Consider the following 25,790-nt stretch of genomic DNA (forward strand, 5'->3'; position numbering starts at 1 on the left):
TGATAAAGAAGATTCTCTTAAGATAGCTAAACTCATTCAACGTTATCCAAAGGAAGAATTACCGGTTGTTCCAATTCCCACGGACGAAGAGGAAGACAATCGTCGATTGTGTACCGAGCATGAGAATTGGACAAGACAACTAACGCAAGGAAAGAATCGGCTTCACAGTTTATTCACTCAAGCCGGTCTGACTGAGATCACCAAAAAACATTTACGGACAAAAGCATCCAGAGAAACTTCTGTAACTTTACTTCCGGATCGATATCATAAGGAAGCGGAACGAATCTTAAAAGTTTTAGATTTAGTCGAACTAAATCTAAAACTCATTGAAGAAGATATTAAAGGCGCTCTGAAAATCAATCAGGTCTACGTTCAAACGATCATGTCCATGCCTGGTATCGGGATGATTACGTCTCTGGCGATTATGAGTTACATGGGGGACTGCAAAAGATTTCTTCCGGTAAACAAGCCGCCTACTACGCTGGTTTAGTTCCCAGAGTTGACATCTCAGGAGATACGGTTCGATATGGTAGAATTGTTTCCCGCGGTTGTCATTCGATCCGAAGAGTGATTGTTCAAGCAGCTTGGAGCCTGGTCCGTTGTCAGCATGGCGGTAAGATTAAAGAGTTCTACGAAAGGTTATATGCTAAAAAGGAGCAAAGAAATCGATCATTGCTACTTCACGTAAAATGATCGAAGTTCTTTTTCTATGATTCGAACAGGGCAACTCTTCGACTCTATGCCCGAAAATGTTCTGAATCGTAAGTTAGCTCAATATGGTCTTATGTAAAAAAATAGCGGAGGGGCTTGACACAAGGAACATAGGAGGAGGGAGTGAGATTGAGTTTAGGAAGCGTTGTGCTTTAGTTTCTCCAACACGACCCGTAGGAAGCCAAAACGTTACCCATAAGGGCTTGGATCCGAAGATAAATCTGTCGGAATTACGACAAATCTTCTGTGAGAAGCTCGGCCCCACAGCACGACCCGTAGGGAGTGTTGTGTTGAGTTTCTCCCATGATTTGGGCGGAGGGGAAGAAACTCTATTTCGCTCCCTATGAGTCGCGAAATAGGAGGCGGGAAGATTCGGGAGGTTTTTCTTTATCAGAAAATCATACTTTTTGCAAGTAAAAAATCTCATTCTTGTCGGAACACTTGAAAAATCCGCGTTTTTGATTCTCCTTATTTCAAAACTCATCTCAACTTGTGTGTGTGGGTGGTGGGGTGATTATGGAGAATACAAGTGACAAACGTTCGTTTTTGGGCATCCGAGCGAAAGATGAAAGTGAAAATATCTTTCACGTAGAAGTCCAAATTGCACACCGGAGTTCTTTTGTGAAAAGCTCGCGACTGCACCGGCGAAGCGATGTTAGTGAATAGAAGTTACGGCAATTGTTAGGGATAGAACTATAATATTCCAATTTACTTATATTCCTGCAAAACCGGATCCCCGGAGATTACAAAAGAATAACCTGCAAAGATTCTCTTCTGGATGGATACAATCCGAATATTCGTTACAGACTCAACGTTTTCCATCGCTCCAAACCCGAACGAAACCTCTCCGGGGTTTCTCCAAAACCGATTCGGATCCAACCCTCGCACTCGAAGTCTCTTCCCGGAAGAACAAAAACCCCGCATTGTTCCATCAAAACGTCCGCGTATTTCGAAGAAAGGATTCCTTCTTTGAGTTTTACAAAAGAAACCACTCCTCCGCCCGGCCTCGTAAAACCGGCAATACCCGGAAGATCCTTCCAGATAGTTTCGAAAAATTGAATATTCTCTAAAATGGATGTTTTGATCGGAGAAATCAAACGTTCTCGGTTTTGTAAAATTTTCAAAGTCAAAAATTCCGAAATCGGAGAAACCGTATGCGTTAGGTAGTCTTTGAACGACCTTGCCTTTTCAATCAGTTTTTTCGGTCCGGTCATCCACCCGATTCTGAGCCCCATCACCCCGAAACATTTCGTGATCGAACCCGTGCTGACTGTGCGTTCGGTAAGTCCGGCGCCGGTCCAACTGAGGTCGTTTTGAAAGTCCAAAAAGCGGTAGTGTTCGTCAAAAAGAATCCATCCTGTATGTTCGACCGCAAATTCACGGATCTTTCGGATTTCATCCTGCCGCAAAGAAAATCCCGTAGGATTTTGAGGATGATTGAAAATCGCAAGGTTTTTTCCGCGAGCGAACAATTCCCAAACACAAAATTCCGGAAGATAGGAATTTGAACTCTGATCCATATATTCCAAAAGCGGAATGGGTTCCAAAACGGCGCCGATCATCTTCGGTATTTCGTATAACGCTTGAAAGGCGGGATGTAAATAAGAAACAACCGAATTCTTTTTACAAAGCAGATGAAATAAAATGTAAAGAGCCTCTCCGGTACCGGTCGTGATCAAAATCCGATCCGGGTCCAGACCGGGATAAAGTTTTGCGATTTCTTCTCTTAAGACCAAATCCCCTTGATTAGGTGCGTCTTCCAAAGAAATCGAAGTCAAAACATCCGGAGAAAGATTCAAACTCGAAAGCAGTTCGCCCAAAGTTATATTTCGAACCCCGCTTTCCCCGAGATTGCAAGGCGCGATCTTTCTATACTTCTCGAGTCTTTCTTCGATCCAAAATTCTCCGGGTTCCATCAAGAAACAAGGGTAAGGACGGCCCCTCCCAAGAGAAATAGAATTGCAAAGAATCCGAAAGAAATCTGAATCCAAAAATGAATTCGTAAACTACGAAGACCGATTCTTAAAAAATCCAAATCCTCTCCTTTAGTATCGGTGATCCTTTGAAAAGAAATCGCCGCGCTGTAACTCCAAATCCCGGCGAGTAAAAACAAAATTCCGGGCGAAAGAAACAAAACGAGTTTGCTCGTATCCTTGGAAACGAATGCGGAAAAGAATGACGCACCGGAAAGACAGAAAAAAGAGAATGACGCAAGTTTTAAAACTCGGCTCAACCTCAGAAATTCCCTGTTTTCGTTCTGATTGAATTCATAAGATTCCATACTTTATGGATCGGCTAAAATTAGGGTTGAACCTCAAAAGAAAGCCGATTTTTATGAATTTAATCTTCTTAAAAACTGAAATAGAATCCTATGAATTATCCCGAATCCCTCATTCATTCCTGGACGTTAGATCCTTTCCCCAGCGAAGTTCGCGACGAAGCCAAACGGGTCCTTGAAAAATTTTCCAATGGAGAATCCGGTCCCGACGTGGAAGCCTTTTCGGTTCCGCTCGAATTCGGAACCGGAGGAATGCGCGGCAGACTCGGAAACGGAATCGGTAGAATGAACGAGTTCACCGTTGGTCGCGCCGCACTCGGATTCGTAAGTTATCTTTCTAAAAAAACCAAAAAGGCTTCGATCGTAATCGCATACGATTCCAGAAGGAGATCCAAGGAATTTGCGGAAGTCACCGCGGGTATCGCGGCATCCTTAGGAGTGAAAGTGATTCTTTTTGGAGAAGTGACCCCCACTCCTCTTCTCTCTTATGCGATCCGTTATTACAAAGCGACCGGAGGAGTTGTCATCACGGCTTCCCACAACCCTCCCGATTACAACGGATTCAAAGCGTATCTTTCGGACGGAGGTCAACTCGTTCCTCCGGACGATCAAAAAATCATTTCCAAGATCGAGTCCATCACGGATTGGAATCGGATCTCCATTCTTTCTCCCAAAGATCCGCTTTACAAAAAGATGGTAAAACCCGCCGGAAAGGATTGTTTTGATTCTTACAAAAAAGAATTAGCAAAGGCGGGAATTCTTTCTTCTTCTTTAAAATCGAAAGACAGGGCCGCGATGAAGGTCGTCTATTCACCGTTACACGGAACCGGCGCCAAAACGATGAAAGAACTTCTAAACGGTTTCGGATATAAAAACGTATTCTTAGTTCCGGAACAAAAAGATCCGGACGGAGAATTTCCAACCGTCAAGTTTCCGAACCCGGAAGAACCGGAGGCCATGGAACTTTCCAAAAAATTTGCGATCGCCAAAGGGGCTCACGCTTTTATCGCCACCGATCCGGACGCGGACCGACTCGGAATCGGAGTCAAGAACGGAAACGGCAACTACGTTTTATTAAACGGAAATCAAATCGGTTCCATCATGGCGGCTTATCTCTGCGAGTCCTATACTTCGGGTAAAAAAAAGAAAAAGGCGGTTTTGATCAAAACGATCGTAACCACGGATCTTCAAGAAATCATCGCTAAAAAAAATAAAGTAAAGTATAAGAACGTTCTTACAGGATTTAAGTTCATCGCGCAAGTGATGGCAAAAATCGATAAAAGCAAAACCGATTTCTTTTTGTTCGGCGGAGAAGAATCCTTCGGTTATCTTCCCGTTTCTTTTGTAAGAGATAAGGATTCCCTTTCTTCCGCGTTGCTCTTACTCGAAATTCTCACCGAAAAAAAAGATCTCTTAAATTACATGGACGAGATCTATCTCAAATACGGCTTGTTTCAAGAAAGTCTCAAATCTCTTACCTTGGAGGGAAGCGCTGGAAAAGAAAAGATCCGAAAATCCTTGGAGTCCTTAAGAACCGCGGATCTTTTAGGAAAACAAATCCATCGGAGAAAAATCATCGGGATTCTCGACTACAAAACCGGGATCGCAAAAGGGACCGCGTCTAAGTCCGCGTTTGCGGGTTGTCCGTCCTCGGACGTAATTCAAGTGATTCTGGAAGGAAACGCAAAACTCACGATCCGACCTTCCGGCACGGAACCTAAGATCAAAATCTATTCTTCCTTTCAGAGTTTAAAGGCTCCGAAATCTAAGGAAGAAATTCGAAATCTTACCGAAGATCTTCTCTCCGAAATCAAAAACTCCGAAGAAATATTTTTACAAATGGCAGGACTCTCATGAACGACACGGAAATCCAAAAGGAACTTTTTCAACACACAAAAGAATTGGCGGATCACTATCTTCTCAATACGTATTCCAAATACGACGTCGCGTTTCGTTACGGGGTCAACGAACTTCTATTCGATTTTGATAATAAACAATACATCGATTTTCACTGCGGAGTCGCGGTCACAAACCTAGGGCACGCGGACCCGGATATCATAGAAGTGGTTCGTTCTCAAGCGGACAAACTCTTTCACACTTCCAATCTATTCTACTCCGAAGAAGCGGCAAAACTTGCGGAACTTCTCATCTTAAATTCTTTTCCGGGAAAGGTGTTTTTAACCAACTCCGGAACCGAAGCGATCGAAGGCGCGTTTAAACTCGCCAGAAAATACGCGGATTTTAGAAACATCGAAGATCCGATCATTCTTTCCTTGGAGAAAAGTTTTCACGGAAGATCGGTTTCCGGAATGAGCCTTACGGGTCAGGAAAAAATCAGAAAGGGCTACGGAGAACTTCTCAAAGGAATCGAGTTCATAGAACCGAACAACGACGAAGCTCTCGTATCCGCGTTTGAAAGATATCAGGGAAAAATCGTCGCACTGATCGAAGAACCGATCTTAGGCGAAAGTGGAATCATTCCTTTGTCGAACAGCTTTCTCACTCTTTCCAGAGAATTGACCTTGGAAAACGAAGCGCTCCTGATCTTCGACGAAATCCAAACCGGAATGGGAAGAACGGGAACGTTATTCGCCTTTGAAACGATGAGTTTCAGTCCGGACGCGATGGCCCTGGCAAAAGGACTCGGTTCGGGTTTTCCGATCGGCGCTTTGATAGTTGCGGAAAAATATCAGGACCTTTTTACACAAGGATCTCACGGCTCCACGTTCGGAGGAAACCACCTCGCCGCGGCGATCGCGTATGAGACAATCCGAATCATTCAGACAAGAGAAATCCTGAACAACGTAAACGTTTGTTCGGATATCGCGTTCACAAGACTGAGAGAGATGAAAGAGAAATATCCCGTGATCTCCGAAGTCAGAGGAAAAGGACTTCATATCGGAGTGGAGTTGAAAATTCCTTCCAGACCGATCGTTGAAACTTGTTTGGCGGCGGGGCTCGTGGTCAACGCAACGGCGGATAACGTGATTCGCGTTATGCCTCCGCTTACGATCTCGACGGACTTTTTAAATCAAGGTCTGGATATCTTAGAATCCGTACTCAAACAAAACTAAAAGGATCCAAAAAAGAATGAAAAACGTAGCAGTACTTTCCGGAGACGGAATCGGCCCGGAAGTCATGGAGGTAGCCCTCTCCGTTTTGAAAAAGGCTCTCGGTAAAAAATCTTCCGAGTTTCAATTTAAGGAAGGACTCGTGGGTGGAATCGCGATCGATAAAACCGGACATCCCCTTCCGCCGGAAACTCTAAAACTCTGCGAAGATTCCTCCGCGATTCTTTTCGGAAGTGTAGGCGGACCTAAATGGGAAAACCTACCACCGGAAAAACAACCGGAACGGGGAGCGCTTCTACCCTTAAGAAAACATTTCGATTTATTTGCAAACCTCAGACCGGCAATCATTTATCCCGAGTTGAAAAACGCTTCTCCGGTGCGTTCGGACATCATCGGAGACGGATTGGACATTTTGATTTTAAGGGAATTGACCGGAGGGATCTACTTCGGACAACCCAAAGGTAGAGAAGGATCAGGTCCGGAAGAATTCGCGTACGACACGATGAAGTATTCGAGAAGGGAAATCGAAAGGATTACCAGGGTCGCATTTCAGGCGGCGAGAAAAAGAAATAATAAAGTGACAAGCATCGACAAGGCAAACGTCTTGACGACTTCCGTTTTTTGGAAGGAAGTTGTAATCGATCTGCATAAGAAAGAATTTTCAGACGTCCAATTGAATCATCTTTATGTGGACAACGCGGCGATGCAACTCATCGTAAATCCGAAACAATTCGACGTGATTCTTTGCGAAAATATGTTCGGAGATATCCTTTCCGACGAGGCCTCGATCATTACCGGTTCGATCGGAATGCTTCCCTCGGCATCCCTTTCCGAATCCGGATTCGGTTTGTACGAACCTTCCGGCGGTTCCGCTCCGGACATAGCCGGAAAAGGTATTGCCAATCCGATCGCGCAAGTTCTGAGCGCCGCGTTGTTATTGCGTTATTCGTTCTCTATGGAAGAAGAAGCGACCAAGATAGAAACCGCAGTTCGAAAAACGATCGCCTCCGGGAAAAGAACCAGAGACATCGCGGAAGCGGGATCGACTGTAGTCGGAACCAAAGAAATCGGTCAGTTAATCGAATCCTTTCTCTAAAAAGAGGTAAAAAAAAATGAAAGCAGGTGTAGCTCCTAACGGAAGACCGTATCAAGTATTGATCGCCGAAAACTCTAGATTTCAAGCCAAACAACTGGCACAGATTTTGGAATCGGAAGGTTATCAAGTGATCGGGTTTGCGGAAAACGGAAAGGAACTCGTACAACTCTATGATCAACATAGGCTCGTAGATTTGATCACACTCGATCTCAATCTCCCGGTGATGGACGGATATGCGACCTTCTTTGAAATCAAGGATAGAGGAGTACTTCCTAGAATCGTAATCGTTTCCGAAGAAAATACTCCGGCGGTTTTAAAAAATCTGATCGACGAAGGCGCGATGGATTACGTTCCAAAACCGGTAAAACGCGAGAAGGTATTGGAAAAGATCAATGCAGCGATGAAAAAAATTCCTAAGGTTTAATCCTCTTTCCAAATCAGATTCAGATTTCTTCCGACTTCATTTTTACGATGGCTGAAGAAATCTGAATTCTCTTCCAACGTGCAGATCCCTGCCGATCGGAACAACACCTGAATTCCATTTTTTTCCAAACGGTATTTTAAAAAGGATTCTAGATCGAGTAAGGTTTTACCGGTATCATTTTGTTTCAGACAATCCGGAAATTCTTCTCGAAAAGCCGACGCGACGTCTTCTCCGACTTCGTATCTACGTCCGCTCGCACAGGGTCCTAGATAACCCAAAAGAGAACCGCTTCGTAAAACGGATTCGGAAAAAGCGAGTTTTAAAGTTTTTTCTGTAATTCCGGCTAACGTTCCTTTCCAACCGGAATGGATCGCTACAAACTCGGAATCTCTTAGAGACCAAAAAAATAAAGGCATACAATCCGCAGTTTTGATACAGAGAATTTTACCGGACTCTTCTCCGAAAAAGGCGTCTCCTTCCGGAAAAGAAAAAGATTTCATCTTGGAAAGATCGACAATCCCTTCTCCGTGAATCTGATTTAAAATATAAACTTTCGATTCGGTTATTCCGGTAAGTCTAGAAATTTCCTTTCTCTGAGTATGGACGTCCAAGGATGCGGAAGGAAGTTCGTTTTTTCCCGCGATGAGAATCTTGATTTTTTTACCTTTGGAAATCGGAAACGAATGAAACAAGGCCATGAAATCCGAAAATACATTCCGCGTTGAAATTGACCAGTGTTAAAGAAAATCGGTCGCTTCCCATTGGTTCTATCGAGCTCACTTTAAAGTACGTGATCTAAAAAAACCCTCCCTAAAGACTGGAAAAACTTCCCTCATGAAAACGAATTCTTCCGAAAAAACAAAGGTTAAGATCTGCGGAATTCGAGACTTAGAAATCGCAAAAATCTGCAAGGAAGCAGGCGCCGATTATATCGGTTTGAATTTTGCGGCTTCCAGTCCGAGAAAAATCTCGTTTGCCGACGCTCAAAAAATCGTAGAATACTACAGAGCGCAAAAGAATTCCCCCGAAATCGTATTGTTATTCTATCAAAATCCTCCCGAAGAAATTGAATCCGTCGTTTCCGCCTTAGATCACGATCTCGTTCAATGGGTTTGGGACGATCCGGAACTTGTTTCCGTAGATCGGGAAGCGCTACTCGGTAAACGCCAGATTTGCTCGTATCGAGTGCAAGTTCCGGTATATAACGAAAATCTAAAAGACATTCCGGGGGAATTTTTGATCTTGGACAGTTATTCCAAAGGAGCGGGCGGAGGCACGGGGGAAACTTTCAACTGGGAATTCATTTCCGAAATCGAAAGAAAGTTTTTTTTAGCCGGCGGTTTAAACCCGACTAACGTCGCCAATGCGATTCAAACCGTAAGACCCTTTGGAGTCGACGTCGCGAGCGGAGTCGAATCCTCTCCCGGAATTAAAGACGCACAAAAAGTAATTCAATTTATCCGGAATACAAAGTCTGCCTTATGAGTTTGGAAACTACGGGAACATCCGCCGAATACTGGAGCGATCTCGCGGAAGCGCTCAACACGCCGATGATGAAACAATTCCTCGCGATCAAAAAGGATTTTCCGGATACGATTCTATTTTTTCGAATGGGCGATTTTTATGAAATGTTCTTAGAGGACGCTAAAGTAGCCTCTTCCATTCTGGACATCGCGCTCACCAAAAGACAAAATGCGGTTCCGATGTGCGGGATTCCCTATCATTCCAAGGACAACTATATCTCCCGACTTTTGAATGCGGGAAAAAAGATCGCAATCTGTGAACAATCCAAATCGGCGGAGCCCGGTTCCAAACTCATGACAAGAGACGTGGTTCGAATCATCACACCCGGAACCGTGATCGAGGAAAATCTCCTTTCCGGTTTTCAAAACAACTACCTCGCCGTTCTCCATCTAAAAAAAAGTCTGATCTACTTCGCGATGGCCGACTTCTCGACCGGCGAGGTGTTCCATTCTTCCGCGTCGATCACCGGACTTGAAAGACTGATCACGGAACTGGAAAAATTTAAACCTTCCGAAATCTGCGTTCCTAAATCGGAGATTTCATTCTTTAAAGATTTGGAATATTTTAAAAATCGAGAATTCACGGCTTTAAAAGACCAGAAAGAAACTTCGGATAAGGATCCGTTCCGGATTCTTTCTCAATATTTGAACGAATACATACGCGAAACGTACCGGGACAACAGACTCGTTTTGAGGGAACCCCGAATTTTAAGCTCCGGAAAGTTTTTGGAAATGGATCGGGAAACGATTCTCAACCTGGAACTCGTAGAGAACGAAAAGGAAAAGAATCACACACTTTATTCTATATTCAATTTTTGCAATACTTCAAAAGGCAAAAGACTTCTCAAACAAAGGATTCTATTTCCTGAATGTGATCCGTTGATTTTGTATTCTCGCTGGGAAAAACAGGACATTCTTTTAAAAACAATTCTCTCGCCGTTCGTAAGCGCGCTCCGGGACGTCGCGGACTTGGAAAGAATCCTCACACGTTTTCGTGGAAATCACGCCTATCCGAGAGATTTTCGTTCGATCTTAAATTCGATTTCCACCGGAATCAAACTTAAAAAAGAATTGGAAGCGCTTTCCTATCCGTTTTTGATTCCATCGGAAGAATTAAAAACTCTCTCCAATTTCATCGAAGAACGTCTTTATCCGAACGAAGACCTCCCGGTAATTTTAGGAAACGGTCCTTTTTTAAAAACCGGATTCTCCGCAAAGTTAGATAAGGCCAGAGAGGCCGGATTCAAAGGAAAGGACTGGATTTTAGAACTCGAGACGGAAGAGAAAAAAAGAGCCGGATTAAACACATTAAAGATTCGTTATAATAAAATCGTCGGATACTTTATCGAAATTTCCAGGGTTCAAGCGGAACAGGCTCCGAAAGATTATCTCAAAAAACAAACCCTCGTCGGAAGCGAACGGTTTACAACTCCTAAGTTGGAGGAGATCGAACGAACCATTCTGGAAGCGGACGAAATCATTCAAGAAATCGAAAGAACCGAATTCAATCGAATGGTGGAAGAAGTTTTGAAATATTCTTCGGCTTTACTTTCCTTTTCGGAAGAGATCGGGGATCTGGATTTTCAGATTTCCGTCTTAACTGCCAAGGACAAGTTCGGCTGGATTCGCCCCCAACTTTCCGAAGATCGTTCTCTGGATCTGGGAGATTCCAGGCATCCGGTGGTAGAAGCGACTCTTCCTCCCGGTCAGGAATTTATTCCGAACTCCGTCTATTTGGATACGCAGGACAAGGCCATTGCCGTTTTAACGGGGCCCAACATGGCCGGTAAGTCCACGTTCATGCGACAAATCGCACTCAATCAGATTCTTTTTCAGATGGGAGCCTTTGTACCCGCAAAGTCGGCGAGACTTCCGATCGTGGATAAACTATTCACTCGAATCGGCGCGGGAGACAACCTCACGGCGGGAGAGTCCACATTCTACGTCGAGATGAAAGAAACAGCGAATATTCTGAATCACTATACCGAAGATTCTTTGATTCTGTTCGACGAAGTGGGAAGAGGAACTTCTACTTACGACGGAATGAGCATCGCCTGGGCGATTCTGGAATATCTTTCTTCTTTGCCCGTACGACCAAAGACCATCTTTGCGACACACTATCACGAGTTGACGGAGCTTTCTCGTCTGAACGGAATTTTCAATCTTTATCTCGAAACGCTTGAAAAAGAGGACAAGGTCCTATTCTTACGGAAGGTGAAAATCGGTAAGGCAAAAAAATCCTTCGGGATTTATGTAGCCAAGATCGCGGGAGTTCCGGAGCCGATCGTAAAAAGGGCCGCAGAACTCCTGACCGATCTGGAATCCAAAAAGAAAGAGATTCGAATTCAAGAAGCACAACCTTCTCTCTTTTCCGAATCGGAACCAAAGAACCTTCGCTCGGAAACGGAAGAATCGATTCTAAAATTGAAATTGGAAGAAATGACGCCGATCGAAGCTTTAAAGGCTTTGGAAGATTTTCAAAAAAAATTAAGAAAATAAAAATAAGAGAACGTCCATCGGGGCAAAGTCCACCCAATTGACGATGAGCTTTTTCAGACCTTCTTTTGCGTGAAATCCGATTCCGATCCCCGCTTCGTTTAACATTAGAGAATCGTTCGCGCCGTCGCCGACGGCAACCACTTGAGAAGGATGAACACCTTCCCGATCACGAATTTTTTTCAAATATTCGAGTTTCTTATTTTTATCAACAATGTCTCCGACTACGTTTCCCGAAAGTTGTCCGTTGTCTCTTTCTAAAAGATTCGCGTGAATCTCGTCTATCCCGTACTCTTTTTGGAAAATTTCCAGAATGTCCGTAAAACCTCCGGAAAAAACGGCGGTTTTACTATTCCTTTCCTTCAATCCCCGCAAAAGTTTTTCGACTCCTTGATTCAGCTCCAGTTTCGGATAGAGTTCCGTAAAAATAGAAGTAGAAAGTCCTTTTAAATGAGCGCATCTTTTTTTGAGAGCTTCTTGAAAGTCCAGATTTCCTTCCATCGCTTCTTTGGTGACGGAAGCGACTTCCTCATAAACTCCGGCAAGTCCCGCCAATTCGTCTATAACTTCTTGCCGGATCAAAGTGGAATCCATATCAAAAGCGAAAAAACTCTTTTTGTTCGGATCAAGTAATTTCTCCACTTGCAGAAGGTCCGCATTTTTTTTTGCAAATATTTCTCTGATTTGAATCAGTTCAAGACGATCCAACTTTTTCGAAATCTTCCATTCGATACAACTCCAGAATCCTCGGGTGCGGATCGGAGCCGAGGAAAGCAGAAAGACCTCCTCCGGTTTGAGCGATCCAAAATCTCCCACTCCTAACAGGATTTCTTTTCGAATCTCTTCGGGATTGTCGGTGAGAATTAAAAGCACGGGACCTTTAAAGATAAGGTAAAAGAATCGGTTTTAATTTTTCGACCCAGACCTTATAGGCGTTGTCATTCAAATGGATTTTATCTTTTTCAAGCCAGAATTCCTGACGAAGAATCGGCCTATCCTTTTCTCTAAGCCATTGCCAGTTGTCCAAAAAAACGACGTTTTTATAAGACTGAATGATTGAGATCCAAGCCAGATTGAGCACCGGAGAAACCCTATTCAAATTCTGAGTTCGAACGGGAGGAACTCCCAGAATCACTATTTTTGTATTGGGAAGGGATTGAGTAAGTTTGTCCAAAATTTTGACCAAATTGTTTTCAATCCGATGGAGACATTTTCCCTGAATGAGATCGTTTCCCCCGATTTCCAAAACGATCGCCTTTGGATTTAAAGAAACCACATCCTCATCCAATCTTTCCAGAAGTAGTTCCGTTATATCCCCGCCGATTCCTCGGTTGACCGCACCTGGAAATTCTTTCGTCATAAGTTCTTTCGGAAACAAATGAATCAGTGAATTCCCTGTGAAGACGATATTTGCGGATTGGATTCTCCGATTTTCATCTCTATAAAGATTTCGTACCTTGGACCAGGCGGATCTGTATAACTCGAAAGTTTCAGCGGAACGGTACCCGGCCCCGGACCAGCATTCGAAGTCGGGGCTTGAATAATCATCTATATACGATTTTTTAAGCAGGGAGGAACAGGAGATAAAAAGAAAAAGCAAAGAAACAATAGAAAGATACTTTGCCAAAGATCTACTACTGCTCCTGCGGTTCTTTCATATGAAAACGTTTGTGCCAATCCGCGATCTGAGCTTGCAGATAATCCTCCGAATCGCAGATTCTGAACTCGATCGGATTGTTGGAGGCAGTATCGATCAGTTTAGCTTCTATATAACCGTTTTTTAGCTTATTGATTTCTATTTTATATTTCATCCATTAAACTCCAGTAATGTCAGATTTTTAGATCAATTCAGGCTTTCAATCGATTCTAAAAAAACGAACGACTCTTTTTCAGACTCGAAAAAAAACATTCTCGCTCCGACATTTCCAAATTGTTTTTCAAATTTTTTTACTTCAAAATCCAAAAACAAGACACATAACGTAACTGATGTTTGAAAATCGAACTTTTCGCTTTTTTGCCGAAGTTCCGTTTTTAAACCGAACTCCGTTTTTTTAAACTCCGATCCGAACATTCGTAACGCAAATCGGCGTGTAACAATCTACATTGTTCTCAGACTCAATTTAATAAAAAAAAGTTGTCGGGAAAGCTTAAAAAATACCAAAACCAGCTTTTTTTGAAGGTTTAACCTTCGTTTTAACCTTTAGGATTTCTTAAATTTATAGAGTTCCGGGAAATTTTTTTCCGAATAAAATCCTTCCGTCTCGGAATCCTCCGGAAGAACTCCGCCATCCGCGAGTTCGGGGACAAAGCCGGCGTCCCGAATCATCGCAACCGTCTCGGCGATCTCAGAACCCTTTACATTCAAGTAGCCGGAGGAGAATATTGAATTGGCCGCAAACAAGGCCGTTGCGGAAAGGCTTCTGAGATGCCCTTCTCTCCCCGCTGCGATTCGAATCTCCGAATCCGGATTCACCAAACGAAAAAGACATAGAATTCTCACACAGAGTTCCGGAGTTAAAACGCTCGGATTTTTGATCGCGTGTCCTTTGACGGGAATAAAAAAGTTCACCGGAATCGAAATGACTCGAAAGGACTTGAGTTCAAAAGCGACATCCACTACGTCTCGAAGAGTTTCTCCCATTCCTACGATGACGCCGCTGCACATTCCGATTCCCGCCTTAGAAACGGATGAAAGAGTTTCCGTCCTTTGCGCATACGTATGAGTGTCGCAGATTTCCGAATAATGGTTTTCGGAAGTGTTGAGGTTATGATTGTAACGATCCAAACCCGCGCCTTTTAAAAGTTGAGCCTTTTCCTCGTCCAAAAGCCCGGCGGACAAACAAACCTTCATACCGAGTTCGTCCGTGATCCGTCGAATCGTAGAAGCCAGTTTTTCGGTGGTCGGCCGATTTGGTCCCGTTCCGGAGGTCACCATACAAAAACGGTAAGCTCCGTTTTTTTTCGCCAGAACCGCCTCCTCATAAATCTCCGCTTCGGACTTCATCGGGTATTCCCTGACTCCGGAGTTTGCGTTTTTCCTTTGAGCGCAATAACCGCAGTCTTCCGGGCAATAGCCGTTTTTGATATTATCCAAGATATGAATTCTAACCTTATCGTAGAAGTATCGACTTCTTTCTTGAAACGCCTTGTCCAAACAAGTCGTCAACGGAACGGAACCGCTTAGAATTTCCAGACCTTCTTCTTTGGTGATTACGCTTGGAATTTCGGAAAATATTTTTTCGGCAGCTTTGAGTGTTGTGGACATGCTTCAGACAGATTCAAGCGAGGGAGTTTTCTTGAAAAGTCTAATTCCCAAAGGAAATTTCCGAGAGTGTTTCCCGAATCGCCTGGAACACTTTTTCCAAAGATGAGTCCTGAATATTGTACGGGGGAGTCAGGTAAATCACGTTTCCTAAAGGACGAAGTAACACTTTCTTTTCCAAAAATTTCTTCTTGAGAATTTTGTTTCCCGGATAATTATAACCGCTTTCGTTTCCTACTTCCAATTCCAAAACGCCGACGGCTCCTAAAACTCGGCAGTCCCGAACCGCTTTCGGAAATTCTCCCTCTATTTTTTTTAAACCGACCTTGAGTTTGGATTCCAATCCTGCGATTTGATGCAGACGATTCTCCGCAAAAAAAAGTTCTATGGAAGCAAGAGCCGCCGAACAAGCGATCGGATTTCCGGTCATCGTATGTCCGTGATAAAATCCTTTTTCCGGTTCGGGGGTCACAAACGCGGAATGAATTTGATCCGTCGCCAAAGTCACAGCGATCGCAGCCGCACCCGCGCTCAACCCCTTTGCCATCGCAACCAGATCCGGTTTAATCCCTGCCTTTTGATACGCAAAGAGGGAACCGGTTCTTCCGAATCCCGTAAAAACCTCGTCCACTAAAAGTAAGGCTCCGTATTTTTTAGCGACGGTTTCGAGTTTTTGAAGAACTTCTTCCTTATAAAAGATCATTCCTCCCGAACCTAAGATCAAAGGTTCGATCACGATTCCGGCGACGGTTTGGCGATTTTTTTGAAAAAACTCTTCGATGGGGTCCACGCATTCCACGTTGCAAGAATCGGGTTTTTTTCCCACAGGACAAAAACTACAGTTAGGACTTACAAATTCTTCCGTCGGAAACATCAGTCCTTGAAATACCCGGTTGAAAACGGAATTTCCTCCCACGCTCATGGCGCCTATCGTATCTCCGTGGTAAGAAGCATTCAATTTTATGAATATTCTTCGATCGTTTTCTCCCGTATTTTGAAAATACTGATAGGCGAGTTTGATCATGATTTCCACAGCCGTAGATCCGTTATCGGAATAGAGAACCCAATGAAACAAACCGTCCGTAATTTTTAAGAGTTCACTCGCGAGTTTTTCCGCCGGGTCGTGTGTAAAACCCGCCAACAAAACGTGGTCGAGTCGATCCAACTGATCCTTAACGGCTTGAATGATTTTGGGATGGTTGTGTCCGTGAATACTCACCCACCAAGAAGAGATCGCGTCTATATAGGAATCTCCCCGCTCGTCATACAAAAATTCTCCCTTGGCCCTTTTTATCCTTAAGGGAAAATCGGGTTCGAACTGTGGAGTGAACGGATACCAAATCATAGGAGTATTTTTTTTACGCATTCTTCAGAATCGAATTGAAGAAGACATTCATTTTGAAAACGTTCCCGGCTCATCTTTTCTTTCGAATTCAAAAAGAAATTTCCAAGGGAAACCGTCCCGCTCAATTCCGTGATCGTTCGAATATTATCTTTCGTAGTTTTATCGGGAATACCCATAAAATAAATTCCTTTCAGATCGATATTCCGATTTCGGATCGCTTCTATCGAAAGAAGAGTTTGATTGATCGCACCCAAAGAAACGGGGGCGACCAAAATCAGAGGAATCTCCGACTGACGAATCACTTCCAATGTGAGAGTCCTGCGAGTCAAGGGAACGAGAAGTCCGCCCGCTCCTTCCACGATGATTTTTTCGTCTCGAATGCTATAAAGATGCCTGGACAGTTCGTCCGAATCGATTTCCACCCCCTCCAACTCCGACGAATAGTGAGGAGATCCGGCAAAGGCCAGGGAATAGTAGTTTTTCAGAAAGTAACTTTCGTGAAGACCGGTGAGGTTCATCATGGTAACACGATCGCTATCGTGCCCGGTTTGAACGGGTTTGAAATACTTGAGTCCCAAGGACTTTCCGTATTTTCCCAAAACGAGAGAACTGAAAAGTGTTTTGCCCACATCCGTTCCGGTGGCTCCGATGAATACCGCCATCAAAACTCCGGTAAAAGAGAAATCAATTTCTCTAATGCAGATTCCGCCGTATCGGAATGAATGCTGATTCGAAGTCTGGGAACGTTCACAGTCGGAGGACGGATCGCTTTGACGTGAAGCCCGTTATTTCTACAAGTCTCTGCAGTTTCCAATACAGTTTTTTCGGACGGAAACAAGACCGGTACAATCTGCGATTCGGAACCGGTTTTCGGATAATTTTTGGTTTCCAGCGAAGTACGAAAATAATCCGCTCGTTTTAAAAGATTTTCCCTTTCGGTTTCCATCGATTTTACGATCGAAATCGAGGTCGGAACGGCGTACGCGATCGCGGGCATAGGCGCTGTGGAATAAATAAAGGTTCTCATCTTGTTGATTAGAAACTCTTTTCCGGTTTGAGAAGTTCCGATCCAAGCCCCTTCCAGACCTAAAGCCTTTCCACTTGTATAAGTGATAAAGTCCACTTCTCCTATTTTTTCGGGACCTAAAATCTGAGCAACTCTCCCTTCTCCCTTCGATCCAAAAACACCGATCCCATGAGCATCGTCCAAAATCAAAACCGCATCGTATTTATTTTTGAGATAGAGAAGATCTGAAATCGGCGCAAGATCTCCGTCCATACTGAATACGGTTTCGGAAACGACGACCTTTTCTTTTTTTTTGGACTTTTGAAGAAGTTCTTCGAGATGATTTAAGTTTAGATGTTTATAATATGTTTTCTCGGCGCCCGAGAGACGAACTCCGTCCAGAATCGAAGCGTGATTGAGCCGGTCGATAAAGATTTCCGACTTTGCGTTTGCGATACAAGAGATAAGTCCCAGATTGGCCGTGTAACCGTTCGCAACCCAAAGAGAGGTTTGTGTTCCGATCCATGCAGAACAGGCTCGTTCCGCGGTTTCAAAAGAATCCCTGTGTCCACTTACCAAACGAGAGGCGCCAGAACCGGCTCCGTAAAGATCCAGACCTTCTTTCAGACTTTGGATGAGTTTTGGATGGCGAGTAAGCGCGAGATAATCGTTAGAAGATAAATCGACCCCGGAAGGAACTTCCAGGGATCTAAAAAGGAAATCCTTTTTCAAGGATTCCAAAACGAAAGAGGTTTTCTGAAAAAACGTAGACTGGTTCAGGTTCAAAAAACCTCTCTTTCGAATTCTAAAGCATTTCCTTTACTTCGTTTCTTTCGGAAATGAGTTCGTCGTGAGTGATCTTGAATTTTTCTTTTGCAAAGTCGTTCAATGGAAGTCCTTGGATGATTTCCACTTTCTTTCCATCCGACTTCAAAGGGAATCCGAAGATCAATCCTTTTTCAGCTCCGTAAGATCCGTCGGAAACGATCGCTGCAGAAAAGGTATCCCCGGATGCGGTCGGAGTAAGGATTCCACGAACCGTGTCCACAACTCCGTTTGCCGCGCTCGCCGCAGAAGAAGCTCCCCTTGCTTTGATGATTTCGGCTCCTCTTTGTTGAACGTTTTTAATGAAATCTCCCTTCAACCAATCGTGATCGGAGATTACGTCGGTTACCGGTTTTCCGGAAATCTTTGCGTTGTAAAAATCGGGATATTGTGTGGAGGAATGGTTTCCCCAAATCCCCAAATGAGTGACTTCTTTTACGGGAACACCCGCCTTGGAAGCGAGTTGCGACTTGGCTCTGTTTTCATCCAATTTAGTCATCGCAAACCAACGATCTCCGGGAATTCCTTTTGCGTTGTTCATTGCAATCAGACAATTGGTATTACAAGGGTTACCAACCACGAGAATTCTCACATCGGAAGCCGCGTTCTTTTCGATCGCCTTTCCCTGATTTACGAAAATTCCTCCGTTGATTTTGAGAAGATCGCCTCTTTCCATTCCCGCTTTTCTAGGAACGGAACCGACTAACAGCGCCCAGTTGATATCCTTAAAAGCGGCGTCTAAATCGGAAGAAACGGTCACTTTTTGAAGAAGTGGAAACGCGCAGTCCTCCAATTCCATGATTACACCCTTTGCAGCAGGAATCGCAGCTTCCAATTCAAGCATTTGAATTTCCACCGCAGTATCGGCGCCGAACATTTGTCCGGAAGCAATTCTAAAAAGTAGCGAATACCCAATTTGCCCAGCGGCGCCTGTAACAGCGACTTTCACCGTCTTACTCATATTTGGCTGACTCCTATTTTTCTGATTTTAATTTTTAAGTTCCTGATCGATCACTTTTGTAAACGCTTCCAACGGTTGCGCACCTTCTACCATAATCCCATTGATAAAAAAAGCGGGGGTTCCGCTGACTCCGTATTTCTCACCTTCGGCCATATCCGCTTCCACTTCTTTACGAACCTCGGAATCGTTCACACACTGGCTGAACGTTTTCATATCCAGACCCGCACCTCTTGCTAAATCCAATACTCTTTCCTTTGGAAGATTGCCGGAATTATCAAAAAGCACTTTGAAGAATTCCCAGTATTTTCCCTGAGGAGCCGAGCAGTTTGCGGCAATATGAGCGAACATAGCGTTCGGGTGAAAAGAAAGGGGATAGTCTCTAAACACCCAACGAATTTGATCTTTGTATTTTGCTCTCAACTGAATGTTTACATCCTGACTTCTTTTGCAAAAAGGACATTCAAAATCGGAGAATTCGATAATGGTAACTTTTGCTTTTTCAGGTCCGACGGAAGGATTGTTTCCTGCGAGAATCGTATCGTCTCTGAGAGGAGGAAGTTCTTTGACCTTTACGGAAATATTGTATTGATTTCGAAGTTGGCCGAAGAGGGAATTTCTCGCTTCCTCTTTTTTTTGGGCAACGAGATGATTTTCGATTTCGGACTTAACCTGATCGAAAGACTTTCCCTTAAGAGCCGGTGAATTTTTGTATTGATCGTAGATGGCGCGCATTTCTTCGACACTCGGAGCGGAACCTACGGGCTCTAAGAGTTCTTTTTCGGAAACGTTACGCTCCTTTGCGGCGAGCGAGACCACCTTTTTACTCGCGAATTCGGAGAGAACACGATACAGACGATCGTTCGTTTCCGCATAAAATTTACGAGCCACCCGAGGATTGTCCTTTTCAACGTCTTTGATGGTATAATTTTTACCGTTGATTTGAACGACTCCTTCCGGAGAAAAATAGGAAACGAGCGGAAGGATCGTAAAAGCGATATAGATCAAAAAGACGGCCGAGAGTACGAGTAACGGCCTGGATTCCTTTGCTTTTAATTTTTCGATTATGTCTTGCATGGAAATATTTCCTCCGAAGGTTAGAAAAACGGCAACTTAAGTTTCCCTACTGCCAATTTAGAAATCCGAGGTAGACTGGCAAACGATAAATTCAGACTCTCTTTTCCGCCCTTTTTGGATCCCGGTTTAAAAGTTCCGGTGAAAAATATCTCTTGAGGAGTAAAAAAATTCGAAAAAAAACTAAAGTGAATCCTCTATTACCGATAGTTTTAATAGAGAAACTTTCGGATCAAAACGATCCGATTCGTATTTCAAAGGAGGTTTGGATTTATGAATGTAACAGGATTTACGATCCAACCTTTTTCGTGGCTTCAGTTCCGTAAAGAAGCGGAACCGATATCAACAGGGACCAACCGCCAAGAAAAGGACGTAAAAATTTCAGAATCGAAAACAAAACCCGAAAATGAAATCAAACCGGAAAAACTTGTCATGAAACCTTCCCCCGTGTCCTTTGAAGAAAGAATGAATCAAGTCATCAGTCCCGAACAAATGAAAAATCTTCTTTCCATGATGGTACGTTCCAGAATGAGCGAAAACGCCGTCGATCACAAAATCGATGTAATACGATAGAGAGGAAGTTTGTTTTTTACTCTCGGTCTTATTTATACGGTCGGTCTGGACGTTTTTTTGATCTTCGCGGGTTTGGCGGCGTTTACCGGTCTAATCTTTCTATTTTTCAGAGAAGTCATTTATCCGGCGATCAAAAAAGGAAGCGCCGGAATCGGAACTCCACCCGAAGAAGGCGATAGATTTTTACTCGTGGTTTCCGAAAGTCAGAGAAATATCCGATTCAGCGTGGGACAAACTTCCGGAAATATTCGAACGTATTGCAACGCAATCTCCGACAATCATCTGATATTCAATCTTAAAAAAGCGAAAGACTCGGAAGATTACGAAATTCAAATATTACGAAATTCTCCCGTATTGTTCAAACCTCCGGGAATGCCTACGTTCTCCAAAATGGAATCCGCGGAAAAACTGGATAGTTACGAGGTGATCGGCAAAAGCGCGGATTTTCGGATTTCGGACAAGGTAGTCAAAGAAAGAATGACTCAATATTTCGAGATCGGGCTTTCCTCCGAATTTTTCGTCAACAACTTCGGAAGAGAAAGAATGCGATTCGTTTTTACGATCACGAAAATTCATCCGGGACTCAATCGCAAAACTCCGATTAAAAAAAGACTCTACGCATTCGGTAAGGAAGAAAAGGAAGAATCCGAGGAATAAGAGACGATCTCAAAGGAAGTTCAAGTAACGTTATTTTATAAAACCTGAATGTCTTTTGACGACTCTAAAATTCCGCCCTCTTCCACTTTTAAGGAAAGGATCTGACAGTTAAAATGAGTTTTTTGTACAAACTCGGCGATCTTTTCTTTGAGAATTTTTTCGACTCGAACCGCATTGTTACGCTCCGAAAATAAAAGGACGGAAGGTCCGCTTCCGGAAAGCGAATATCCGATTAAATTCCGTCTTATTTCGATCAAAAGAGGATTCAACTCGAACTCGGAGTGCATCCGATACGGAGTGTGGAGTCGATCTTCCAACGCGAGTTTCAAAAGAGAAACTTTTCCCGAATCCAGAAATTCCATCCACGTAACGACACGACTCATGTTGAAGATTACGTCTTCGGTAGAATAAGAACTCGGAAGTATTTTTCTGGATTGATGTGTGGAAGTTTCCAAGTTAGGCACGATCAAAAAACAACGCACCCTCTTTGGAAATTTCTTTTTGACATACTCCAAACGTTCTCCGTTGAAATAGGCAAACACAAAACCGCCCAAATAAGCGGGAATCGTATTGTCCGGATGTCCTTCGATCCGACCGAGATGAAATAAAAATTCGTTTTCTTTAGGAAGAGGAATTTTGGGATAAAAATTTTTATGTGCAAATCTTGCGGCACAAACTCCGGCAACGGCCGCGCTCGCGCTGGAACCGAGTCCGCCTTTCATCGGAAGTTTTAAATCCATAAGTAAAGAATAGGCAACGGGTTCTTTGCCGGGCAAAAATTTCCGAAAGTAGGAACGATACGAAGAAATCACGAAATCCTCGTCCGGGCCGAAAGGAAGGATCTCCATCCCCTTCACGGAAGTTTTGAATTCTTCTCCCGGATGAAATTGAAATTGGAAATCGTTATAAATTTTAAACGCAAGGCCGAATAGATCAAAGCCGGGGCCCAAATTGGCCGAAGTACCGGGAACACAAATGGAATACTGTCGAATCGAAGGCATAAAAAATGGAAAACGATCGGCAAACGATCGTAAAAGTTAGGACCACGATTTCTCTCCGAATCAAACCGTCATTTGATTTTCGGTTTCGGAAATCCGGATTTTCAAATCGATGGATTGCAGAGAGGAAACGAAATCGTTTTCACCGATTTTTATAAAATGTGGGAACTACTGCAAAATGCGAACATCCTCTTAGGAACCGTTCCTTGGCGCGAGTGAATCGAATCTATCCCTCAATTTTAAGAAACGGCAGTTAAAGGAAAAAGAGTTTTCGGGGTCTTACAGGAGTGAACTCTGCCTGATTATGCACTTTTCATTTTTAGATTGGATCGTTTTACTTTTATACGTGGTCCTGGTTCTTTTTTCAGGATGGTTTACGTCTAGAAAAAAAGACAAGGATTCTTCCTCCTACTTTCTAGCCGGAAGAGAACTTTCCTGGGTTCCTCTGAGTTTTTCGATCGTAGCCACCGAAACTTCAACTCTAACCTTTCTGAACGTTCCGGGACTCAGTTATTCCGGCAATCTCACTTTTCTCGGACTCGGTTTGGGATTTGTTTTAGGAAGGATCATCGTAGCCGAACTTTTTATTCCCATGTATTACAAGTCAGGTTTTATTTCCGTGTACGAATGGGTGGGGATTCGTTACGGAAAAGTTTCTCAAAAGACGGTCACCTTTCTTTTTAAGCTCACTCGGATTTTAGGAGACGGAGTGAGGATGTACGCGTCCGCGATTCCGGTGGCGATTTTACTCGAAGTATTTTTAAAACAATACGTCTCTTTCGAAACGTCTACGTTGCATGTTGAAATTCTGAGTTTGCTTTTGATTTCGAGTATTACGATTTTGTACACGGTTCAAGGAGGATTTCGTTCCGTCGTTTGGGTAGATTCGATTCAATTTTTGATTTACGTCCTCGGTGGGATTTTCGCTTTTTTTTACTTGGGTTATCTGCTTTTGGAAAGAGGTTTCGACGTTTCCGGTCTGATTCAAAATGCAAATCAGGCGAACAAGTTAAGGATTTTTGAATGGAGTGATTTTTCTTCCGCGTATTTTTTGCCGACCGCGATTCTCGGAGGAATTCTTTTGACTTTGGGAACACACGGAGTCGATCAGATGTTCGTGCAAAGAGTACTGGCTTGTAAATCCGAATCGGACGCCAAAAAGGCGATGATCTCCTCGGGAATTTTCGTTTTCTTTCAATTTGTGTTGTTCTTAAGTATCGGAATTCTATTATACTTTTATTATAAAGGTTCCGTCCTTCCCGACAAGGACAAGGTGTTTTCCAAGTTTATTTTGGAGGAAGTGCCTTCTCCGATCACGGGGTTTTTGTTGGCGGCGATTTTGGCTTCGGCGATGTCCACTTTGTCGAGTTCGATCAATTCGCTTTCCTTAACGACCAAAGTGGATTTGGGAATTTCAAAGTTCGGCCCGGGGACATTAAGTTTATTCTGGGGAATGATTCTTCTTTTGAGTTCCCTCCTTCCTCTTTTTTTAACGACCGGAAAAACCGGTCTCGTGGAGTTGGGTTTGTCGATCTCATCCTATACGGTCGGTCCGATCGTCGCGATTTTTTTGAGCGGAAGAATAAAATATTTTTCTTATATGCAGAATTTAAAAGATTCCTTCGCTTCTTTGGCGATCGGAACCACTCCGATTTTTACTCTACTTTTCGGAAAATGGACGGGCTCCGGTTTTACCCTCCTCGTTCCGTTCGGAATCGGAACCTGTTTTTTGCTCGGATTCAGTTTATTACAAATTCAGAATCGTCCGACTTTTCAAAAATAGATTCTACGATTTTTCGAAACTCGGGAGCCTGGGTGAAATGGATGTAATGATCTCCGCCGGGGATTCCATAAAACTTGGAATTGGGAAAAAAAATTCGAGCGACCTCGATGTCTTCCTTCTGAAAGTATTTCGAGTTTTGACCCGTGATAAAATACGTTTTTCCAGAATACGGACTTTTTTCGTATTTGCTGAAAAAATCCTGCAACAACCTAGGAGAACCCGCAATTCCTTCCACGTTGAGTTTCCAATAGTAACCTCCGTTTTCGAGACGTTCCAGATTCATCTCTAAAAAGTTTCGGATAAACGGATCGGGAAGAATTTTTGTCAGAACCGAGTCGATTTCCTGTCTGGACTTAAAACCGGAAACGTCGGTACGAAAACAAGCGAGTTCACTCTCGTAATCAAACGGATAGTCCTTGGGAGCGATGTCCTCGACGAATAATAAAGATGGAATATTCGGATTTTTTAATGCAAAACCCATCGCCACAAGCCCTCCCATGGAATGTCCGAGGATCGCCGGTTTTTCTATTTTCCGTTTTGCGATCCAAGTTTCCATATCTTCCACCATGGAAGCGAGGGAATGTTGGGAGGAGTGCGGAGAATCTCCGTGGTTTCGGAGGTCCATCAGATACACGTCCGCGTATCGACTTAAGAAATTGCCGACGCTCAACCAGTTTTTAGAAGAGCCGAAAAGTCCGTGCAAAACCAGAATCGGACCACAAACCGGAGAAAGAAATTTCTCGTTTTGAAAATCGATCTTACGAAAACTCAAATCTACGGAAGGCATTCTTTTTGTATGATCTTTAGAAAATTATGATATTTTTTTCCGTATCGATACGGAAGCGACTGAAGATCTTTACGGAAAGATTCGTAGATTTCCTTTTTGGATTCTCTCTGACCGCATTGAATCGTTTCGGAATCTTTCGTCAATATTTCGAGTTTTTTGGAAATCTGATTGGCGAAAACGCTCGCGTAGTTTCCGTTCGGATTCAGTTGCAGATAACGGACCCTTCTTTTTTTCTCGTCGTTTAAAAAACAAAAAACGTCCCTTTTACAATTCGTTTCCGGAGTGTGTTTGACTCCGAGAAACGCTGCAAAATCTCCCGGTCCTTTATCTCTGAACTCTTCCCCGATTTTCCAGAACGTTTCCGGATTGATTTTGGCCGGTTTTCCTTTTTCTCCGGGAATGATTTCTTCCGGGTTTTTGGAAAGATACTCGAGCAACTTGGATTCCTTGCGTTTATTTTCACCTTCTTGCAAGATTTCTAATATTCTGACCAAAACGATCGTTCGTCTGATTTTCAAATAGATATACTCTTCTCCGCGATAAATCTCGTTTTCTTCCAAGGAACTTAAATACTGAAAAACGGATTCGAGTTCCGTAAGACCCGTGTTCGTGGAATACAACATCCGATCGATGGAACGTACGATCACCTTGTACCCACCTCTTTCTTTCATATCGAAAAGAACTTGAGTTTCCGCCCATCCGCTCAAACCGGCGGAATCGGACACAAAACGAAAGTTGCGATCGTTCTGTTTTTCGTTTTTGCTTTGAACGACTTCTCCGAAACCGAGACGGCGAAGAATTTCCGATTTTTTATCGGGGAATAAATAAAGAGGAGAATTCGGTTTCAGAACCAACCGATCTCCTCCCCAGGCACAGGGAACCGCCGTAAAAAAGATTAGGATCAGAACGATCCGTCTCATCGT

Annotated in this window: 25 protein-coding genes and 2 pseudogenes; 12 read left to right on the plus strand and 15 right to left on the minus strand. The window is 43.5% G+C overall.

Annotated elements, in window-relative coordinates:
• The 3 genes and pseudogenes from LEP1GSC060_RS20975 to LEP1GSC060_RS21095 form a co-directional block, all read left to right on the plus strand.
• The coding region (locus tag LEP1GSC060_RS20975; protein WP_003003562.1) for an IS110 family transposase at positions 1–490 on the plus strand (490 nt) is incomplete at its 5' end.
• A pseudogene (locus LEP1GSC060_RS20980) lies at positions 434–693 on the plus strand (IS110 family transposase); the annotation flags it as partial. The gene LEP1GSC060_RS20975 and the pseudogene LEP1GSC060_RS20980, both read left to right, overlap by 57 nt.
• A gap of 546 nt (positions 694–1,239) precedes the next feature.
• Positions 1,240–1,344: pseudogene (locus tag LEP1GSC060_RS21095) on the plus strand (Rpn family recombination-promoting nuclease/putative transposase); the annotation flags it as partial.
• A gap of 167 nt (positions 1,345–1,511) precedes the next feature.
• Here LEP1GSC060_RS21095 and LEP1GSC060_RS10135 read toward each other — a convergent pair.
• Positions 1,512–2,627, minus strand: a complete 1,116-nt coding sequence (locus LEP1GSC060_RS10135) for a pyridoxal phosphate-dependent aminotransferase (RefSeq protein WP_003003409.1) — start codon at positions 2,625–2,627, stop codon at positions 1,512–1,514.
• Positions 2,627–2,992, minus strand: a complete 366-nt coding sequence (locus tag LEP1GSC060_RS10140) for a hypothetical protein (RefSeq protein ID WP_003003292.1) — start codon at positions 2,990–2,992, stop codon at positions 2,627–2,629. The genes LEP1GSC060_RS10135 and LEP1GSC060_RS10140 overlap by 1 nt, the downstream gene beginning before the upstream one ends.
• Before the next feature lie 90 nt (positions 2,993–3,082).
• Here LEP1GSC060_RS10140 and LEP1GSC060_RS10145 point away from each other — a divergent pair, with 90 nt between their 5' ends.
• The 4 genes from LEP1GSC060_RS10145 to LEP1GSC060_RS10160 are packed head-to-tail and all read left to right on the plus strand — an operon-like array spanning position 3,083 to position 7,580.
• Positions 3,083–4,846 carry a phospho-sugar mutase gene (locus LEP1GSC060_RS10145; protein ID WP_003003593.1) on the plus strand — a complete coding sequence of 588 codons (1,764 nt, stop codon included), beginning with the start codon at positions 3,083–3,085 and terminating at the stop codon, positions 4,844–4,846.
• Complete coding sequence (locus LEP1GSC060_RS10150; protein WP_003003510.1) at positions 4,843–6,063, plus strand: aspartate aminotransferase family protein; 1,221 nt, start codon at positions 4,843–4,845, stop codon at positions 6,061–6,063. The genes LEP1GSC060_RS10145 and LEP1GSC060_RS10150 overlap by 4 nt, the downstream gene beginning before the upstream one ends.
• Positions 6,064–6,079: 16 nt before the next feature.
• Positions 6,080–7,156, plus strand: coding sequence for a 3-isopropylmalate dehydrogenase (gene leuB / locus LEP1GSC060_RS10155; protein ID WP_003003452.1), 1,077 nt, complete (start codon positions 6,080–6,082; stop codon positions 7,154–7,156).
• A 16-nt stretch (positions 7,157–7,172) separates the two neighbouring features.
• Complete coding sequence (locus tag LEP1GSC060_RS10160) at positions 7,173–7,580, plus strand: response regulator (protein WP_003003507.1); 408 nt, start codon at positions 7,173–7,175, stop codon at positions 7,578–7,580.
• On the opposite strand, the gene LEP1GSC060_RS10165 is transcribed toward LEP1GSC060_RS10160, so the two are convergent.
• Entirely contained in the window at positions 7,577–8,278 is a 702-nt protein-coding gene (locus tag LEP1GSC060_RS10165) for a purine nucleoside phosphorylase YfiH/LACC1 family protein (RefSeq protein ID WP_036096109.1), read from the minus strand. The two genes, LEP1GSC060_RS10160 and LEP1GSC060_RS10165, sit on opposite strands and share 4 nt — an antisense overlap.
• Positions 8,279–8,414: 136 nt before the next feature.
• Here LEP1GSC060_RS10165 and LEP1GSC060_RS10170 point away from each other — a divergent pair, with 136 nt between their 5' ends.
• Both LEP1GSC060_RS10170 and mutS read left to right on the plus strand, forming a co-directional pair.
• On the plus strand, positions 8,415–9,065 hold the full coding sequence (locus LEP1GSC060_RS10170) for a phosphoribosylanthranilate isomerase (protein WP_003003298.1): 651 nt from the start codon (positions 8,415–8,417) through the stop codon (positions 9,063–9,065).
• The gene (gene mutS, locus LEP1GSC060_RS10175; protein WP_003003420.1) at positions 9,062–11,602 is read left to right on the plus strand and encodes a DNA mismatch repair protein MutS; all 2,541 of its coding nucleotides are present in this window, start codon (positions 9,062–9,064) and stop codon (positions 11,600–11,602) included. Before LEP1GSC060_RS10170 ends, mutS begins: the two co-directional genes overlap by 4 nt.
• Here the strand turns inward: mutS and serB are convergent.
• The 9 genes from serB to LEP1GSC060_RS10220 form a co-directional block, all read right to left on the minus strand.
• Positions 11,591–12,472: a phosphoserine phosphatase SerB gene (serB, locus tag LEP1GSC060_RS10180; RefSeq protein WP_003003339.1), complete on the minus strand. Its 882-nt coding sequence runs from the start codon at positions 12,470–12,472 to the stop codon at positions 11,591–11,593. The genes mutS and serB overlap by 12 nt on opposite strands.
• A gap of 7 nt (positions 12,473–12,479) precedes the next feature.
• Positions 12,480–13,226 (minus strand): GDSL-type esterase/lipase family protein, encoded by a 747-nt coding sequence (locus LEP1GSC060_RS10185; RefSeq protein WP_003003494.1) that lies wholly within the window; start codon positions 13,224–13,226, stop codon positions 12,480–12,482.
• Between the two features lie 7 nt (positions 13,227–13,233).
• Positions 13,234–13,410 (minus strand): hypothetical protein, encoded by a 177-nt coding sequence (locus LEP1GSC060_RS20335; RefSeq protein ID WP_000875511.1) that lies wholly within the window; start codon positions 13,408–13,410, stop codon positions 13,234–13,236.
• Positions 13,411–13,799: 389 nt separating this feature from the next.
• Positions 13,800–14,864, minus strand: a complete 1,065-nt coding sequence (bioB, locus tag LEP1GSC060_RS10195; RefSeq protein ID WP_003003565.1) for a biotin synthase BioB — start codon at positions 14,862–14,864, stop codon at positions 13,800–13,802.
• 40 nt (positions 14,865–14,904) lie between these two features.
• The gene (gene bioA, locus LEP1GSC060_RS10200) at positions 14,905–16,206 is read right to left on the minus strand and encodes an adenosylmethionine--8-amino-7-oxononanoate transaminase (RefSeq protein WP_036096125.1); all 1,302 of its coding nucleotides are present in this window, start codon (positions 16,204–16,206) and stop codon (positions 14,905–14,907) included.
• Entirely contained in the window at positions 16,203–16,868 is a 666-nt protein-coding gene (gene bioD / locus LEP1GSC060_RS10205; RefSeq protein ID WP_003003301.1) for a dethiobiotin synthase, read from the minus strand. The genes bioA and bioD overlap by 4 nt, the downstream gene beginning before the upstream one ends.
• Entirely contained in the window at positions 16,868–17,998 is a 1,131-nt protein-coding gene (locus LEP1GSC060_RS10210; RefSeq protein ID WP_003003277.1) for an aminotransferase class I/II-fold pyridoxal phosphate-dependent enzyme, read from the minus strand. Before LEP1GSC060_RS10210 ends, bioD begins: the two co-directional genes overlap by 1 nt.
• Positions 17,999–18,017: 19 nt before the next feature.
• On the minus strand, positions 18,018–18,998 hold the full coding sequence (locus LEP1GSC060_RS10215; protein ID WP_003003433.1) for a malate dehydrogenase: 981 nt from the start codon (positions 18,996–18,998) through the stop codon (positions 18,018–18,020).
• Between the two features lie 27 nt (positions 18,999–19,025).
• Complete coding sequence (locus LEP1GSC060_RS10220; RefSeq protein WP_003003436.1) at positions 19,026–20,072, minus strand: DsbA family protein; 1,047 nt, start codon at positions 20,070–20,072, stop codon at positions 19,026–19,028.
• Positions 20,073–20,342: 270 nt separating this feature from the next.
• Between LEP1GSC060_RS10220 and LEP1GSC060_RS10225 the strand changes: the two genes are divergently transcribed.
• A complete protein-coding gene (locus tag LEP1GSC060_RS10225) occupies positions 20,343–20,642 on the plus strand; it encodes a hypothetical protein (RefSeq protein WP_003003439.1) in 300 nt (99 codons plus the stop codon).
• 9 nt (positions 20,643–20,651) lie between these two features.
• Positions 20,652–21,299, plus strand: a complete 648-nt coding sequence (locus LEP1GSC060_RS10230) for a hypothetical protein (protein WP_003003286.1) — start codon at positions 20,652–20,654, stop codon at positions 21,297–21,299.
• A gap of 35 nt (positions 21,300–21,334) precedes the next feature.
• Here LEP1GSC060_RS10230 and thrB read toward each other — a convergent pair whose 3' ends face one another.
• Complete coding sequence (thrB, locus tag LEP1GSC060_RS10235) at positions 21,335–22,300, minus strand: homoserine kinase (protein WP_003003424.1); 966 nt, start codon at positions 22,298–22,300, stop codon at positions 21,335–21,337.
• 301 nt (positions 22,301–22,601) lie between these two features.
• Here thrB and LEP1GSC060_RS10240 point away from each other — a divergent pair, with 301 nt between their 5' ends.
• Entirely contained in the window at positions 22,602–24,080 is a 1,479-nt protein-coding gene (locus LEP1GSC060_RS10240) for a sodium:solute symporter family transporter (protein WP_003003386.1), read from the plus strand.
• Here LEP1GSC060_RS10240 and LEP1GSC060_RS10245 read toward each other — a convergent pair.
• Positions 24,037–24,867 carry an alpha/beta fold hydrolase gene (locus tag LEP1GSC060_RS10245; RefSeq protein WP_003003417.1) on the minus strand — a complete coding sequence of 277 codons (831 nt, stop codon included), beginning with the start codon at positions 24,865–24,867 and terminating at the stop codon, positions 24,037–24,039. The two genes, LEP1GSC060_RS10240 and LEP1GSC060_RS10245, sit on opposite strands and share 44 nt — an antisense overlap.
• Positions 24,855–25,787, minus strand: a complete 933-nt coding sequence (locus LEP1GSC060_RS10250) for a hypothetical protein (protein ID WP_003003394.1) — start codon at positions 25,785–25,787, stop codon at positions 24,855–24,857. Before LEP1GSC060_RS10250 ends, LEP1GSC060_RS10245 begins: the two co-directional genes overlap by 13 nt.
• Positions 25,788–25,790 lie beyond the last annotated feature (3 nt).

Source organism: Leptospira weilii serovar Ranarum str. ICFT, from assembly GCF_000332415.1.
Taxonomy (GTDB): domain Bacteria; phylum Spirochaetota; class Leptospiria; order Leptospirales; family Leptospiraceae; genus Leptospira; species Leptospira weilii_A.